This window comes from Kitasatospora sp. NPDC057692 (assembly GCF_042799475.1).
Taxonomy (GTDB): Bacteria; Actinomycetota; Actinomycetes; order Streptomycetales; family Streptomycetaceae; genus Kitasatospora.
This window is the reverse complement of sequence record NZ_JBHVIV010000001.1, coordinates 147,899-162,373: the sequence shown is the minus strand read 5'-3', so window position 1 is coordinate 162,373 and position 14,475 is coordinate 147,899. Positions and strand designations below refer to the sequence as shown.

The 14,475-nt window shown below is 73.7% G+C and carries 7 protein-coding genes; 4 read left to right on the top strand and 3 right to left on the bottom strand.

What is annotated here, in order from left to right; translation table 11 throughout:
* The first annotated feature begins 34 nt into the window (after positions 1–34).
* Complete coding sequence (locus ACFVFS_RS00685) at positions 35–1,168, top strand: FAD-dependent monooxygenase (RefSeq protein WP_380618551.1); 1,134 nt, start codon at positions 35–37, stop codon at positions 1,166–1,168.
* A 167-nt stretch (positions 1,169–1,335) separates the two neighbouring features.
* On the opposite strand, the gene ACFVFS_RS00680 is transcribed toward ACFVFS_RS00685, so the two are convergent.
* Positions 1,336–2,124: a serine hydrolase gene (locus tag ACFVFS_RS00680; RefSeq protein ID WP_380618549.1), complete on the bottom strand. Its 789-nt coding sequence runs from the start codon at positions 2,122–2,124 to the stop codon at positions 1,336–1,338.
* 201 nt (positions 2,125–2,325) lie between these two features.
* Between ACFVFS_RS00680 and ACFVFS_RS00675 the strand changes: the two genes are divergently transcribed.
* From ACFVFS_RS00675 to ACFVFS_RS00665, 3 genes are all read left to right on the top strand, one after another.
* Positions 2,326–4,707: a PKD domain-containing protein gene (locus tag ACFVFS_RS00675; RefSeq protein ID WP_380618547.1), complete on the top strand. Its 2,382-nt coding sequence runs from the start codon at positions 2,326–2,328 to the stop codon at positions 4,705–4,707.
* 213 nt (positions 4,708–4,920) lie between these two features.
* The gene (locus ACFVFS_RS00670) at positions 4,921–7,335 is read left to right on the top strand and encodes a PKD domain-containing protein (RefSeq protein WP_380618545.1); all 2,415 of its coding nucleotides are present in this window, start codon (positions 4,921–4,923) and stop codon (positions 7,333–7,335) included.
* A 213-nt stretch (positions 7,336–7,548) separates the two neighbouring features.
* Positions 7,549–9,969 (top strand): PKD domain-containing protein, encoded by a 2,421-nt coding sequence (locus ACFVFS_RS00665; protein WP_380618543.1) that lies wholly within the window; start codon positions 7,549–7,551, stop codon positions 9,967–9,969.
* An 81-nt stretch (positions 9,970–10,050) separates the two neighbouring features.
* Here ACFVFS_RS00665 and ACFVFS_RS00660 read toward each other — a convergent pair whose 3' ends face one another.
* Together ACFVFS_RS00660 and ACFVFS_RS00655 are read right to left on the bottom strand one after the other, a co-directional pair.
* Positions 10,051–10,914 (bottom strand): leucyl/phenylalanyl-tRNA--protein transferase, encoded by an 864-nt coding sequence (locus ACFVFS_RS00660; RefSeq protein WP_380618541.1) that lies wholly within the window; start codon positions 10,912–10,914, stop codon positions 10,051–10,053.
* Positions 10,911–14,384 (bottom strand): amino acid adenylation domain-containing protein, encoded by a 3,474-nt coding sequence (locus ACFVFS_RS00655; protein ID WP_380618539.1) that lies wholly within the window; start codon positions 14,382–14,384, stop codon positions 10,911–10,913. The genes ACFVFS_RS00660 and ACFVFS_RS00655 overlap by 4 nt, the downstream gene beginning before the upstream one ends.
* Between the last annotated feature and the right edge of the window lie 91 nt (positions 14,385–14,475).

Below are 14,475 nucleotides of genomic sequence, written 5' to 3'. Positions count from 1 at the left end.
CCCCGCTTCCTCCCCCCTTTGGAGTACCACCACCATGACCCCACCCCTGCGCGTCCTCGTCCACGGCGCCGGCATCGGCGGCCTGACCGCCGCCACCGCGCTCGCCGGCCGCGGCCACCGGGTCGACGTCGTCGAGCTGCGCGACGCCCTGGAGGCGCTCGGCGTCGGCATCATCCAGCCCTCCAACGCGCTGCACGCGATGCGTGAGATCGGCGTGCTGGAGCAGTGCCTGGCGGTCGGCTTCGAGTGGGAGGTGCTCACCATCTGCGACCCGGCCGGCGGCGTCCTCGCGAAGATCCCGCAGCCCCGGATGGGCGACGCCCCGTCCAACAACGGCATCCCCCGCCCGGTGCTGGCCCGGGTGCTGGGCGAGGCCGCCACCGCCGCCGGCGCGACCCTGCGCTTCGGCACCACCATCGCCGAACTCGCCGACGAGGGCGAGGAGGTGGCGGTCACCCTGTCCGACGGCAGCAGCGCCCGCTACGACCTGGTGGTCGGCTTCGACGGCATCGGCTCGCCGCTGCGCCGGCGGCTCTACGGCGAGCGGTACGCGCCCGAGTACACCGGCTTCGCCAACTGGCGGGTCACCCTGCCGCGTTCGCCCGAGGTGCAGGGCGTGGTGATGTCCACCGGCAACCTCGCGGCCAAGGCGCTGCTGACCCCGATCAGCGACGACCTCATGTACCTGGGCTCGGTGTTCGCCGAGGCCGAGGACTTCCGCCCGGACCCGGAGCGCGCCCACGAGCAGCTGCGCGAGCGCCTGGCCGGCTTCGGCGGGCCGATCGCCGAGGCGCTGGCCCAGGTCACCGACCCGGCGGCGGTGGTGTACTCGCGGATCTCGCAGGTCACCGTCGAGGAGCCGTGGCACGTCGGCCGGGTGGTGCTGGCCGGCGACGCCGCACACGCCTCCACCCCGCACCTGGCGCAGGGCGCCGCGATGGCCGTCGAGGACGCCCTGGTGCTCGCCCAGAGCCTGGACGCCGCCGAGACGGTGCCCGCCGCGCTGGCCGCCTGGGAGGAGCGCCGCCGGCCGCGCGCCCTGTGGGTGCAGGCGCTGTCCCGGGCGATCCTCAAGCAGGAGACCGGCACGCCGACCACCCCGGAGGAGGACGAGCTGCTCAAGGTCGGCATCCCGGGCGCGGCGCACGTGCTCGTCAAGCCGTACTGACCCACCCGGCCCGGCGCGGACCCGGGTCCGCGCCGGGCCGCCGCCGACACCGGCTGCTTCCTGTTCGCCCGCCCCGCCGCCCGACCGCCCCGCCGCCCCGGCCGAGCGCCTGCCCGCCCCGGACGGCCGGTCCTCCCAACTCCCCGGCCGTCCCGGCCTCCTACGGGTCAACCCGCTGAACGAGCCGTCCCGGCACCGGCCCGGCTGATCGCGCGCCGCCGCTCCCAGACCGCCGCCGAGATCCGGGCCACCAGCCGGGCGGCCGGATCGGCCGCCGCCTCGTCGGCGCCCGAGGCGAGCGGACCGGTGTAGCAGACGGCCAGCAGGTACGGCGGGCAGTCGTCCGGACGGACCAGGCCGACGCAGTGCCGCACGCCGGGGAGCCAGCCGTTCTTGAACGCCACCCTGGTGCCCGGCGGCAGCCCGGCCGCGAGGTCGACCCGGAAGGCGTTGCGCTCCAGCAGCGCGAGCAACTCCGGTTCGCCGTCCAGGGACTGCAGCAGCCGGACGAGGTCGCGCGCGGTGACCCGGTTGTGCACCCCGGCCGCGCGCGCCGGGTGGTCCTCGATCCCGCGCGGACTGGCGCTGCGGGTCGCCCCGGCGCGCCGCCACACCTCGGCGACGGCCCCGTGTCCGGCCCGGGCCAGGCAGAGGTTGGTGGCGAGGTTGGAGGAGTGGGTGATCATCCGCTCGGTGAGCAGCCCCAGCGGCACGGTGGCGCCGAGCAGCGTCCAGGGCACCGGATCGCTGTCCCGGTCCGGATCGTTGGCGAACTCCCCGCCCGCCCGGGAGACGAAGGCGTTCACCACCGGCACCGGCGCACGAGGGTCCGCCCCGACCCGGTGCAGCGCGGCCAGCACGGCCACCTTCATCGTGCTCGCGGCGTCGTGCGGCTCGTCCCCGTTCCGCTCGAACACCGGTTCTGCGCCCCACGGGGCGACCACCACTGACAGCATGCCCGCCACCGTCCCCGCCCGGGGGCCCTCCGAAACCGCCGCCGCGGTCTCGAAGGGGATACCCCGTTGAGACGGCGTGAAGGGCTCGTGGATACTTGTGCCGCTCGCGCGGACGGTCCGTCTGCGAAGGGCTTCTGTCGGCGCGCCAGTTCACTTCCCGGCCCCGACCTCACACCGTGTCATTCCAGGGGGACCCCAGCCATGCCACTCTCCCGTCGTGTCGGCCTCGCCGTCGCGATAGCCGGCTCCGCGGTCGCCACCACCGTGCTGCCGTTCACCGCCCACGCCGAGAGCACCGTGCTCCACGTGGACAACCGGGCCAAGTGCTCCGACGAGGGCACCGGCACCCAGGCGCAGCCGTTCTGCACCATCCAGGCCGCGGCGGACGTCGTCGAGCCCGGCCAGACCGTCGACATCGCGCCGTACGGCTACTCCTACGGCCCGGTCACGATCAAGCGCTCCGGCGAGCCGGGCAAGCCGATCGTCATCAGGAGCGCCGTCCCCTACTACATGCCGATGACGAATGTCACCGCGTCGGCCCACGCCTTGGTCCTGAACGGCGTCCACGACGTCACCGTGTCCGGCCTCAACCTCGACGCTCAGCAGGAGGCCGTGCTCATCAAGGACTCCACCCGGATCGCTCTGGACCGCACCGAGGTGCGCGGCGGCCGGAGCGGCGCCGGCCCGGCGACCGCGAACATCCGGGTCACCGGGACCAGCGCCGACGTCACGGTGAGCCGCTCCCGGTTCTTCTCGCCGCCCGTCGCGGGCGTGGCGATCGACGCCGGGGTGACCGGCGCCGTCGTCACCACCAACATCATCGCCGAAGGCGTCGGCGGCGTACGGGTCACCGACGCCCCCGGCACGGTCGTGGTGGGCAACACCTTCGCCCGTAACTGCGGGGCCGACCTGGAACTCGCCGGGAACTCCGCCGGAGCGGTGGTCCAGAACAACATCATGACCAAGCGGCAGGCCTTCAGCTGTGGCGGCACACCCTCCACCGCGGCCCCGCTGACGGTGTCGGCTGGCTCGGTCCAGGGCACCAAGGCCGACTACAACTCCGTCGTCCCGCTCCGGACCTCGGCCTCCTATTCCTGGGGAGGCACCTCCTACGCCACACCCGAGGAGTTCCGGGCCACCGGCCAAGGCGCGCACGACAACGCCGCCGAGCCCGACTTCTACGACTCCATGATGTACGCCGTCCAGGGCCTGACGGACGCGGCCGACCCGACCGCGCCCGGCATGCTGGCCACCGACTTCTACGACAACGAACCGGCCGACAACCCCGATTTCGCCAACACCGGTGCCGGCGGCTACCGCGACCGCGGCGCCATCGAGGTACAGGACCCGCTGTGGGTCTCCATGAACGCCTCCCCATGGGCCATGGACGGCCACCCGCTCAACGCGCAGTTCCTGCTCAGTTACAACGCGAGTTGGACGCCAGGCACCGGCACCCTGGACTTCGGGGACGGCAGCGCGCCCGTCGTCCTCAAGCCCGGGCCCCAGGGCATCAACCACGACTACCCCGCGTTCGGCACGTACACCGCGACGCTCACCGGCACCAGCCTGACCGGACCGTCCCGTACGGAGACCGCCCAGCTGACCATCGAACCGGTCCCGGACCTCTCGGCGCAGTTCTCGTGGAAGCTCGACGACCGCTCGCGCGCCCGGATCACGGTGAGCGCCCCGGACACCAGCCCTTTCACGATCGAACGGCACACCGTCGACTTCGGTGACGGCACCGCGCCCGCGGTCAGCGTGGGCCACGGCGCGAACCTGAGCCTCACCCACGAGTACGGGGTCGGCGGCAGCTACACCGTCACCGAGACCTTGGTCGACAAGCACGGCCGCACCGCGAGCCACACCCGGACCATCGAGGTTCCCGGCCCGCAGGCCGGCGTACCGTTCACCGGCTACTTCGACGGCCCCACCAGCCACAACGGCCTCTTCGACAAGGGCACCTGGGCCCTGTCCTACAACAAGACCGACTCGGCGACCAGCAGCACCTGGGGCTTCGGCAACCCCGGCGACATCCCCGTCGTCGGCAACTGGGACTACACCTGCCAGTGCCAGCACGCCATCTACCGCCCCAGCACGGCCGCCTTCGACCTCAGCCGCGCCGACGGCTCCATCTCGCACGTCCCGTTCGGCAACCCCGGAGACCTTCCGGCGGTCGGCTCCTGGGACCGCAACGGACACGACCAGGTCGGCATCTACCGGCCCAGCACCGCCGAGTTCTGGGTCCGCCACGACGACGGCAGTTACGCCCCGCTCCACTTCGGCAACCCCGGCGACCAGCCGATCGTCGGCGACTGGGACGGCGTCGGACACTCCCAGTTCGGCGTCTACCGCCCCGCTGCCAGTCCCTGGGGACCCAACCTCTTCATCTTCCGCCACGACGACGGCAGCTACTCCACCGTCACCTACGGAAACCACGGCGACCTCCCCGTCGTCGGCGACTGGTCCGGCACCGGCCGCACCTCCTACGGCGTCTACCGCCCCGCCACCCACCAGTTCACCCTCGACAACAGCTACGCCGGCCGCCCCGACAACGTCTACACCATCTACAACAACATCGGCTGACACCGATCGCGCGGGCCGGGGCGGCGCTCGAACCGAGCGCCGCCCCGGCGGCGTTACCGGACCGTGCGACGGGACACCCCGTTGAGGGACCGTGAAGGGCTCATGGATACTTGTGCCGCTCTTCCTGACGGTCTGTCCGCGAAGGGCCGGGGCCGGCGCGCCAGTTCTGACGGCGCCGACCTCACACCGCGCCATTTCAGGGGGGATCCAGTCATGCCACTCTCCCGTCGTGCCGGCCTCGCCGTCGCGATAGCCGGCTCCGCGGTCGCCGCGACCGTGCTGCCGTTCACCGCCCACGCCGAGAGCACCGTGCTCTACGTGGACAACGCCGTCGCCGGCTGCTCCGACAAGGGCACCGGCACCCAGTCCCAGCCGTTCTGCACCGTCCAGGCCGCCGCCGACGTGGCCGAACCCGGCCAGACCGTCCGCCTCGCGGCGTTCCGGCAGTTCACCGGCCAGGTGACGGTCAAGCGCTCCGGCCAGCCGGGCAAGCCGATCGTCTTCGAGGGCGACACCACGTACGGTACGCCCAACACGACCGTGGACGCCTCGGGCCAGGGCTCGACCGGCCCCCACGCCTTCGTGCTGGACGGCGTCCACGACGTCACCGTGTCCGACCTGTCCATCGAGGCCCCGCAGGAGGCCGTGCTCGTCAAGGACTCCACCCGGATCGCCCTGGACCGCACCCACGTGAACGCCGGCGGGACCGCCACCGGCCCCGGGGCGGCCGCGAACATCCGGGTCACCGGGACCAGTTCCAACGTCACGGTCAGCCGCAACCGGGTCTACGCACCGCCCGTCGCGGGCGTCGCGATCGACGCCGGGGTGACCGGCGCCGTCGTCACCACCAACATCATCGCCGACGGCACCGGCCGCGGCGTGCTGGTCACCGACGCCCCCGGCACCGTCGTGGTGAGCAACACCATCGCCCGCAACTGCGGGAACGACCTCGAACTCGCCGGAATGTCCTCCAGGGCGACGGTCGAGAACAACATCCTGTCCAAGGACCCCGCACCGAGCGGCTGCGGCGTCCTGGTCCCCACCACGGTCCCGCTCGCGGTGTCGGCCGACTCGGTCCAGAGCACCAAGGTCGACTACAACACCGTCGTCTCGTTGGTCCGGAGCATGACCTCCTATTCCTGGGGCGGCACCTCCTACGCCACCCCGCAGGACTTCCGGGCCACCGGCCAGGGCGCGCACGACAACGCCGCCGAGCTCAGGTTCGTCAACGACAAGCCGGTCGCCGCCGAGGGCCTGACGGACGCGGCCGACCCGTTCGCACTCGGCCTGCTGTCCACCGACTTCTACGGCAAGGAGCCGGCCGACCACCCGGACATCGCCAACACCGCCCCCAGCGGCTACCGGGACCGCGGCGCCGTCGAGCTCCAGGACCCGCTGGCCGTCTACCTGAGCGGCGTCCCGTACTCCCAGGAGAACCACCCCCTCAACGCGCGGTTCACCGTCAACTACTACCCGGGTTGGGGGCGCGAGAGCGCCAAGCTGGACTTCGGGGACGGCAGCGCACCCGTCACGATCGCCCCCGGTGACCGGGTCATCGACCACGACTACCCCGCCGCCGGCAGCCACACCGCGACACTGACCGTCACCAGCCAGGCCGGCGAGGTCGGCAAGGCCACCGCCCCGGTGCACCTGAGCCCGGTCCCGCAGCCGAGTACCCGGGTCTGGTGGAACTACGGTGACCGCTCCCGCGCCCAGATCGTTCTGAACGCCCGGAGCGTCAGCCCCTGGCCGATCGTCCGGCACACCGTCGACTTCGGGGACGGCACCGCGCCCGTCGTCAGCGAGGGCCCGAACGCCAACCCGAGCATCCTCCACGAGTACGGCGTCGGCGGCAGCTACACCATCACCGCGACGGTGACGGACGACCACGGCCGCTCGGCGAGCTCCACCCAGACCTTCGGAATCCCCGGGCCGCAGGCCGGCGTGCCGTTCACCGGCTACTTCGGCGGCCCCAGCAGCCACAACGGCGTGTTCGACAACGGTCTGTGGACGCTCTCCTACAACAAGACCGACTCGCAGCCCGGCAGCACCTGGTACTTCGGCAACCCGGGCGACATTCCGGTAGTGGGCAACTGGGACTACACCTGCCAGTGCCAGCACGCCATCTACCGGCCCAGCACCGCCGCCTTCGACCTGAGCCGCCGTGACGGCTCGATCTCGCACGTGCCGTTCGGCAACCCGGGAGACCTGCCCGCCGTCGGCTCCTGGGACCGCAACGGACACGACCAGGTGGCCATCTACCGCCCCACCACCGCGGAGTTCTGGGTCCGCCACGACGACGGCACCTACAGCTCACTGCACTTCGGCAACCCCGGCGACGTTCCGATCGTCGGCGACTGGGACGGCGTCCACCACTCCCAGTTCGGCCTCTTCCGACCCGCCGCCAACCCCTGGGAGCCGAACCTCTTCATCTTCCGCCACGACGACGGCAGCTACTCCACCGTCACCTACGGAAACCAGGGCGACCTCCCCGTCGTCGGCGACTGGTCCGGCGCCGGCCGCACCTCCTACGGCATCTTCCGCCCCGGCAACCACCAGTTCACCCTGAACAACAGCTACGCCGGACGCCCCGACAACGTCTACACCATCTACAACAACTACAACTGACACCAACCCACCCACACCCCCCCGGGGCGGCGCTCGAACCGAGCACCGCCCCGGCAGCGTTCCCGGGGCGATACCCGGTTGAGCACGGGTGAAGGGCTCGTGGATACTTGTGCCGCTCACGCCGACGGTCCGTCTGCGAAGGGCCTCTGTCGGCATGCCCGTCCACTTCTCGGCGCCGGCCTCACACCGTGTCACTCCAGGGGGATCCCACCCATGCCACTCTCCCGTCGTGTCGGCCTCGCCGTCGCGATAGCCGGCTCCGCGGTCGCCACGACCGTGCTGCCGTTCACCGCCCAGGCGGAGAGCACCGTGCTCTACGTCGACCAACGCGCCACCACCTGCTCCGACAAGGGCCCCGGCACCCAGGCGCAGCCGTTCTGCACGATCCAGGGCGCCGCCGACGCGGTCGAGCCCGGCCAGACCGTCCGTCTGCCGGCGAACCGCCGGTTCACCGGCCAGGTGACGGTCAAGCGCTCCGGCCAGCCGGGCAAGCCGATCGTCTTCCAGGGCGACACCACCTACGGCGCGCCGAACACGACGGTGAACGCCTCGGGCGACGGCTCGACCGGCGTCCACGCCTTCGTGCTCGACGGCGTCCACGACGTCACCGTCTCCGGTCTGAGCCTCGGGGCCCCGCAGGAGGCCGTGCTCGTCAAGGACTCCGCCCGGATCACCCTGGACCGCGCCTACGTGGCCGGCGGTGGGGCCGTCGCCGACCCGGGGGCGACCGCGAACGTCCGGGTCACCGGGAGCAGCTCCGACGTCACGGTCAGCCGTATCCGGGTCTTCTCGCCGCCCGTCGCGGGCGTGGCGATCGACGCCGGGGTGACCGGCGCCGTCGTCACCACCAGTATGGTCACCGACGCCCCCGGCCGCGGCGTGCTGGTCACCGACGCCCCCGGCACCGTCGTGGTGGGCAACACCATCGCCGGCAACTGCGGGAACGACCTCGAACTCGCCGGGAACTCCTCCGGCGCGGTGGTCGAGAACAACATCCTCACCAAGCGCCCGGCCCCCCGCTGCGGCAGCACGGCCCCCGCCGCGGTTCCTCTGGTGGTGTCGGCCGGCTCGGTCCAGGGCACCAAGGCCGACTACAACACGGTCGTGTCGCCGGGCCCGGCCTCGGCCTCCTACTCCTGGGGCGGCACCGCCTACGCCACCCCCGAGGCGTTCCGGACGACCGGCCAGGGCGCGCACGACAACGCCGTCGACCCCGGGTTCGGCGACGACTACGCCTACGCGCCCGCCGCCGCCGAGGGCCTGACGGACGCGGCCGACCCGACCGCGCCCGGCGTGCCGCCCACCGACCTCTTCGGCAAGGAGCCGGCCGACCACCCGGGCATCGCCAACACCGCCCCCAGCGGCTACCGGGACCGCGGCGCCCTTGAGCTGCAGGACTCGCTGAGCGTCTCGCTGAGCGGCCTCCCGTACTCCCAGGAGAACCACCCGCTCAACGCGCGGTTCACCGTCGGCTACTCCGCCAGCTGGGTCCCCGGCAGTGCCAAGCTGGACTTCGGCGACGGCAGCACGCCCCTCACGATCGAGCCCGGGCAGCGGTTCGTCGACCACGACTACCCCGCCGCCGGCAGCTACACCGCGACGCTCACCGGCACCGGCCAGGCCGGCGGGGTGCGCAAGGCCACCGCCACGGTGCTCCTCAACCCGGTCGGGCAGCCCTGGACGCAGCTCTGGTGGAGCGCCGGTGACCGCTCCCGCGCGCAGATCACGCTGAACGCCCAGAGCTTCAGCCCGTGGCCGATCGCCCGGCACACCGTCGACTTCGGCGACGGCACCGCGCCCACGGTCAGCGAGGGCCCGAACGCCAACCCGAGCATCGTCCACGAGTACGGCGTCGGCGGCAGCTACACCGTCACCGCGACGGTGACGGACGACCACGGCCGCTCGGCGAGCTCCACCCGGACCGTCGGGGTCGCCGGTCCCCAGGCCGGAATTCCGTTCACCGGCTACTTCGGCGGCCCGACCAGCCACAACGGCCTCTTCGACAACGGGACCTGGGCCCTGTCCTACGACAAGTCCGACTCGCGGCTCAACAGCAGCTGGGGCTTCGGCAACCCCGGTGACATCCCGGTGGTCGGCAACTGGGACTACACCTGCCAGTGCCAGCACGCCATCTACCGGCCCAGCACCGCCGCCTTCGACCTCAGCCGCCGCGACGGATCCATCTCCCACGTGCCCTTCGGCAACCCCGGAGACCTCCCCGCGGTCGGCTCCTGGGACCGCAACGGACACGACCAGGTCGCCGTCTACCGCCCCAGCACCGCCACCCTCTGGATCCGCCACGACGACGGCGGCTACACCCCGCTCCACTTCGGCAACCCCGGGGACGTTCCGATCGTCGGCGACTGGGACGGCGTCCACCACTCCCAGTTCGGCGTCTTCCGCCCGGCCACCAACCCCTGGGAGCCCAACCTCTTCATCTTCCGCCACGACGACGGCAGCTACTCCACCGTCACCTACGGCAACTACGGCGACCTCCCCGTCGTCGGCGACTGGTCCGGCGCCGGCCGCACCTCCTACGGCATCTTCCGCCCCGGCAACCACCAGTTCACCCTGAACAACAGCTACGCCGGACGCCCCGACAACGTCTACACCATCTACAACAACTACAACTGACACCAACCCACCCACACCCCCCCGGGGCGGCGCTCGAACCGAGCACCGCCCCGGCGGCGTTCCCGGAACCCGTCGGGCCCCTCAGTCGCGGCGCGCGTTGCGGTACGGGTGCCGGTGGGCGCGGCGGTGGCCGTGCGGGCGCGGCTCGCGGGGCCGTTCGGGGGCCAGCCGGGCGGCCGGGAGGCGGGCGGTGTCCAGCGGCCCGACCGGCCCGGCGTCCTCGGCGAGCGCGGCGAGGTAGCGGGCCCGGGGCTGCGGAGCGGCGCCGAGCGAGCGCACGTGCGGGGAGTCCCACTGCGCGTCCAGCAGCCGGCCCCCGGCGGCGGCGAAGCGGGCGGCGAGGTCGGCGACGGCGACCCGGGCGGCGTCCGGGCGGCGATTGAACATCGAGTCCAGGCTGAGCACGGCCCCCGAGGCGATCCCGAACACCCCGCCGACCAGTTCCCCGTCCTCCCACACCTCCGCGCTGTGGGCCGCGCCGAGCCGGTGCAGCCCGATCAGCGCCTCCTGAAGCTCCGGCGTGAGCCAGGGCGGTTCGCGCCCCTCCGCGCAGGCGTCGAGGACGTCCTCGAAGGCCTGGTCGGCGGTGGTCCACCAGTCCAGGCGGTTGCGCAGCAGCCGGGAGAGCTTGCGGGCGAGCCGGACGCCGTCGGCGGCGAGCAGCGGGCGCGGGTCGGGCGACCACCAGGCGAGCGCGTACGGGTCCGCGCCGTGGTCGGGGCCCGGCAGCAGGGCGACCTCGCCGGACGCCACCGCCTCCTCGGCGCGGGCCTCGTTGAAGGCGCTCGCGTAGGCGTCGGCGGCGGGTAACGGGAACAGGCCGCGCCGGTAGGCGGCGAGCAGGGTGGCGGGCGCGAGGTCGGCGCCGAACGCGGCCGGTCCGTCGGCGGGCGCCCGGGCGACGTCGAGCGCCGCGAAGAGCTCCTCGGGGGCGGTGGCGGTCATCGCAGTGCCTCTCGCGACGGGGCCTGCCGCGGCGGGGCGAGGAAGCCCTCCGCGGTCAGCCGGTCGAGGTAGAAGTCGAGCAGGGTGTCGTCGACGGCGGGCAGTTCCACGCCGCTGCCGGCCAGCGCCCGGTCGGCGTTGGCCCGGTCGAAGCGCGGGAAGGTGGGGCGGAAGTACAGCTCGCTGATGGTCAGCCGGGTGCCGGGCACCCGGTCGACGAACAGCGGCACGAACGGGGTCATCGGGTGGGTGGGGTGCCCGGCGGCGAAGCGGACCAGTTCCCGCACCCAGCGGGGGTAGGGGACGGATTCGACGCGGTGGCCGCGGGCGCGCAGCCGTCCGGCGAGGTCGGCGAGGTCCGCGGGGTGCGGCGAGGTCAGGTGGTAGACCTCGCCCATCGCGGGGGCGTGGGCGACGACCTGGCAGATCGCCCGGCTGAACCGGTCGGCCGGGACGAAGTCGAGCGGCAGCCGGACGTCGGGGCAGCTCCCGCTCTCCGCGATGTACTTGATCAGCGCGCAGATCTCGGTGCCGGTGTTCATCACGCCGGTGCGCAGGTCCCCGGTGACGTCGTTGGTGCGCAGCACGGTGACCGGCAGTCCGCCGGCGGCGGCCTGGTGGAGCAGTTGCTCGGCGACCCATTTGCTCTCGACGTAGCCGACGGCGAGCCGGTCGGGGTGGGCGAGCGGGGTGCGTTCGGCGACCTCGGGGACGCCCGCCGGGCCGAAGCCGGCCAGGACGGCGAGGGTGGAGAGGTAGTGGACGGGGATGCCGCGCGAGTGTCCGGCGAGGCGGACCACCTCGCGGGTGCCGGCGACGTTGGCGGCGCGCAGCTGGTGGTAGGGGTAGATGAAGTTGACCTGGCCGCCGAGGTGGTGGATGGCGTCGAGGCTGCCGGCCAGCCGGTCGTAGTGGTGCGCGGTCAGGCCGAGGCGCGGTTCGGCGAGGTCGCCGACGAGGGGGACGACGCGGCGGTCGGCGAGGTCGTGGCGCAGGTAGCGCTGCTGGGCGGCGCGCAGGCGTTCGAGGGCGTGTTCCTCGTCGGGGGCGCGGACCAGGCAGTGGACGCGGGCGTCGGTGGTGTGCAGCAGGGCGTCCAGGAGGTGGGCGCCGCAGAAGCCGGTGGCGCCGGTGAGCAGGATCTCGGCGGGTTCGGCGCGGGAGGGCGCGGGGCTCCAGGACTGCCGCAGGGGGGTGTCGAGGCGGGCCTCGGCGGCCCAGTCGACGGCGGCCTCGGTGCTGTCGGTGCCGTCCGTGCCGTCGGTGCCTTCGGCGGTCCCCGGTCCTGCGGCGCCCCCCGCTGCTGCGGCGCCGTCGGGTCCGGCGGTGCGGCGGGCGGTGAGGGTGGCGGCGGCGAAGCCGCGCAGGGTGGCGTCGCGCAGCAGGGCGCGGGTGAGGAAGCGGATCCGGGTGACGTCGATGCCGAACATGATCCGGGCGCGGGCGAGCATCTCCATGGCGAGCAGGGAGTTGCCGCCGAGGTCGAAGAAGTCGTCGCCGGGGCCGGTGGCCTCGACGCCGAGCAGCTCGGACCAGAGCTGGGCCACGCCCGCCTCGACGGCGGAGAGGGCGCCGGTGCCGGTGCCGGTGCCGGTGTCGGCGCCGGTGCCCGGGCCGGCGGCGGTGGCGGTGGCCGGCGGGCCGTTCGGGGCGGCGTCGGGCCGCCCGCCGTCGCGCGGGCGCACCCGCCGCGGGGCGTCCGGCAGCCGGCGGCGGTCGATCTTCCCGGCCGGGGTGAGCGGCATGCTGTCGAGCAGCACGAAGTCGGCCGGGACCATGAAGTCGGGCAGCCGTTCGGCGAGGTGCGCGCGGATCCGGCCGCGCCGGGCGCGGGGGCCGGAGGCGGCCCGGTCGGTGAGCGTGTAGTAGGCGGTGAGGGCGCGGGTGTCGTCGCGGCCGTCGGTGACGGCGACCCGGGCCTGCCGGACGTCGGGGTGGGCGGCGAGCACCGACTCGACCTCGGCGGGGTCGACGCGGTGGCCGCGGATCTTCAGCTGGTCGTCGAAGCGGCCGAGGATCTCCAGGGTGCCGTCCGCCCGCCAGCGTCCGGCGTCTCCGGTGCGGTACATGCGCGCGCCGGGGGCAGGGGCGTAGGGGTCGGGCAGGAACGATTCGGCGGTCGGCCCGGGCGCCTTCCAGTAGCCGCGGGCCAGGCCGGGGCCGCCGAGGTGGATCTCGCCCTTCTCGCCGGGCCGGACGGGGCTGAGCCGGGCGTCCAGGACGTGCACCCGCACCCCCGGCAGCGGACGTCCGATCGGCACCGGCGTGCCGGGCCCGTGCGCGCCGGGTCCGGTGAGCAGCTCCGGGGTGACGTCGGCCAGGGTGGAGGTGACGGCCGCCTCGCTGACGCCGTAGGCGTTGACCAGCCGCACGCCCGGCAGCCGGTCCAGGCAGGCGCGGCAGTCGTCCTCGTGCACGGTGTCGCCGCCGACCACGATCAGCCGCAGCCCTTCGGGTGCCGGCCCGCCGGGCGGGAAGAGGCCGAGCAGGTGGTGCCAGTAGGCGGGTGTGAGGTCGGCGACGGTCAGCCGCACCTCGCGCATCCGGTGGGCGAGCTCGGTGGGCGCCCAGGTGCGGGCGCCGCCGAGGACGAGCGTGGCCCCGGCGGCGAGGGTGGCGAAGACCTGTTCCAGCGCGGTGTCGAATCCGAGTGCGGCGAGTTGCAGCACCCGGTCGCGCGGGGTGAGCCCGTAGGCGTGGATCACCCGGTCGAGGGTGAAGACCAGGGCGCGGTGGGTGACCGGCACGCCCTTGGGGGTGCCGGTGGTCCCCGAGGTGTAGATCAGGTACGCCAGGTCGTCCGGCGCGCCGGCGTCCGGCACCGGTCCCGCCGCCGGGGGGCCCTCGCCGGGCGTGACCGTCCGCACCTCCGGGAACCGCGTCCCCTGCTCCGCGACGACCAGGTGCGCGCCGCAGTCCGCGACCAGGGCGGCCAGCCTCCGGTGCGGGTGGGCCGGGTCCAGCGGCAGGAAGGCGCCGCCCGCCTTGAGCACGGCGAGCCAGGCGGTCACCAGGTCCGCGCCGCGCTCCAGGCACACCGGGACGATCCGCCCGGGCCCGGCGCCGAGGCCGCGCAGCGCGGCGGCCAGCCGGTCGCTGCGCGCGTCGAGTGCGCCGTAGTCGAGCGCCTCGCCGTCGGCGAGCACGGCGAGGGCGCGCGGGTCGTGCGCGGCGCGCGCCCGGACCAGGGCGTGCACGGTGTCGGGGTGACCCGCCCGGGCGACCCGTCCGTGCGGCCGGGCGGGTGCCGTCCCGGGTCCGAGCCCGAGCTCGGGGGACTGCCAGACGCGCTCCACGTGGCCGCGGCACTCCCCGTGCGGGGCGGGCCCGAACACGGTGCGCCAGCCGCTCGGGACCGGGAGTTCACCCGGCCAGATCGTGTACTGACCGTCCTCGTTGACCAGCACGGCGTGACGTCCGGAACGCGCTCCGGGACGTGCTCCCCGTGCGCTCTCTGCTGCATCGTCCACCGGCTTGACCTCGTGCTGTGGCGGCAGAATGCTGGGAGGTGCGACATTTCCGACTATACGCACTCAAGGCCCATTTCGAACGTCCGACCGG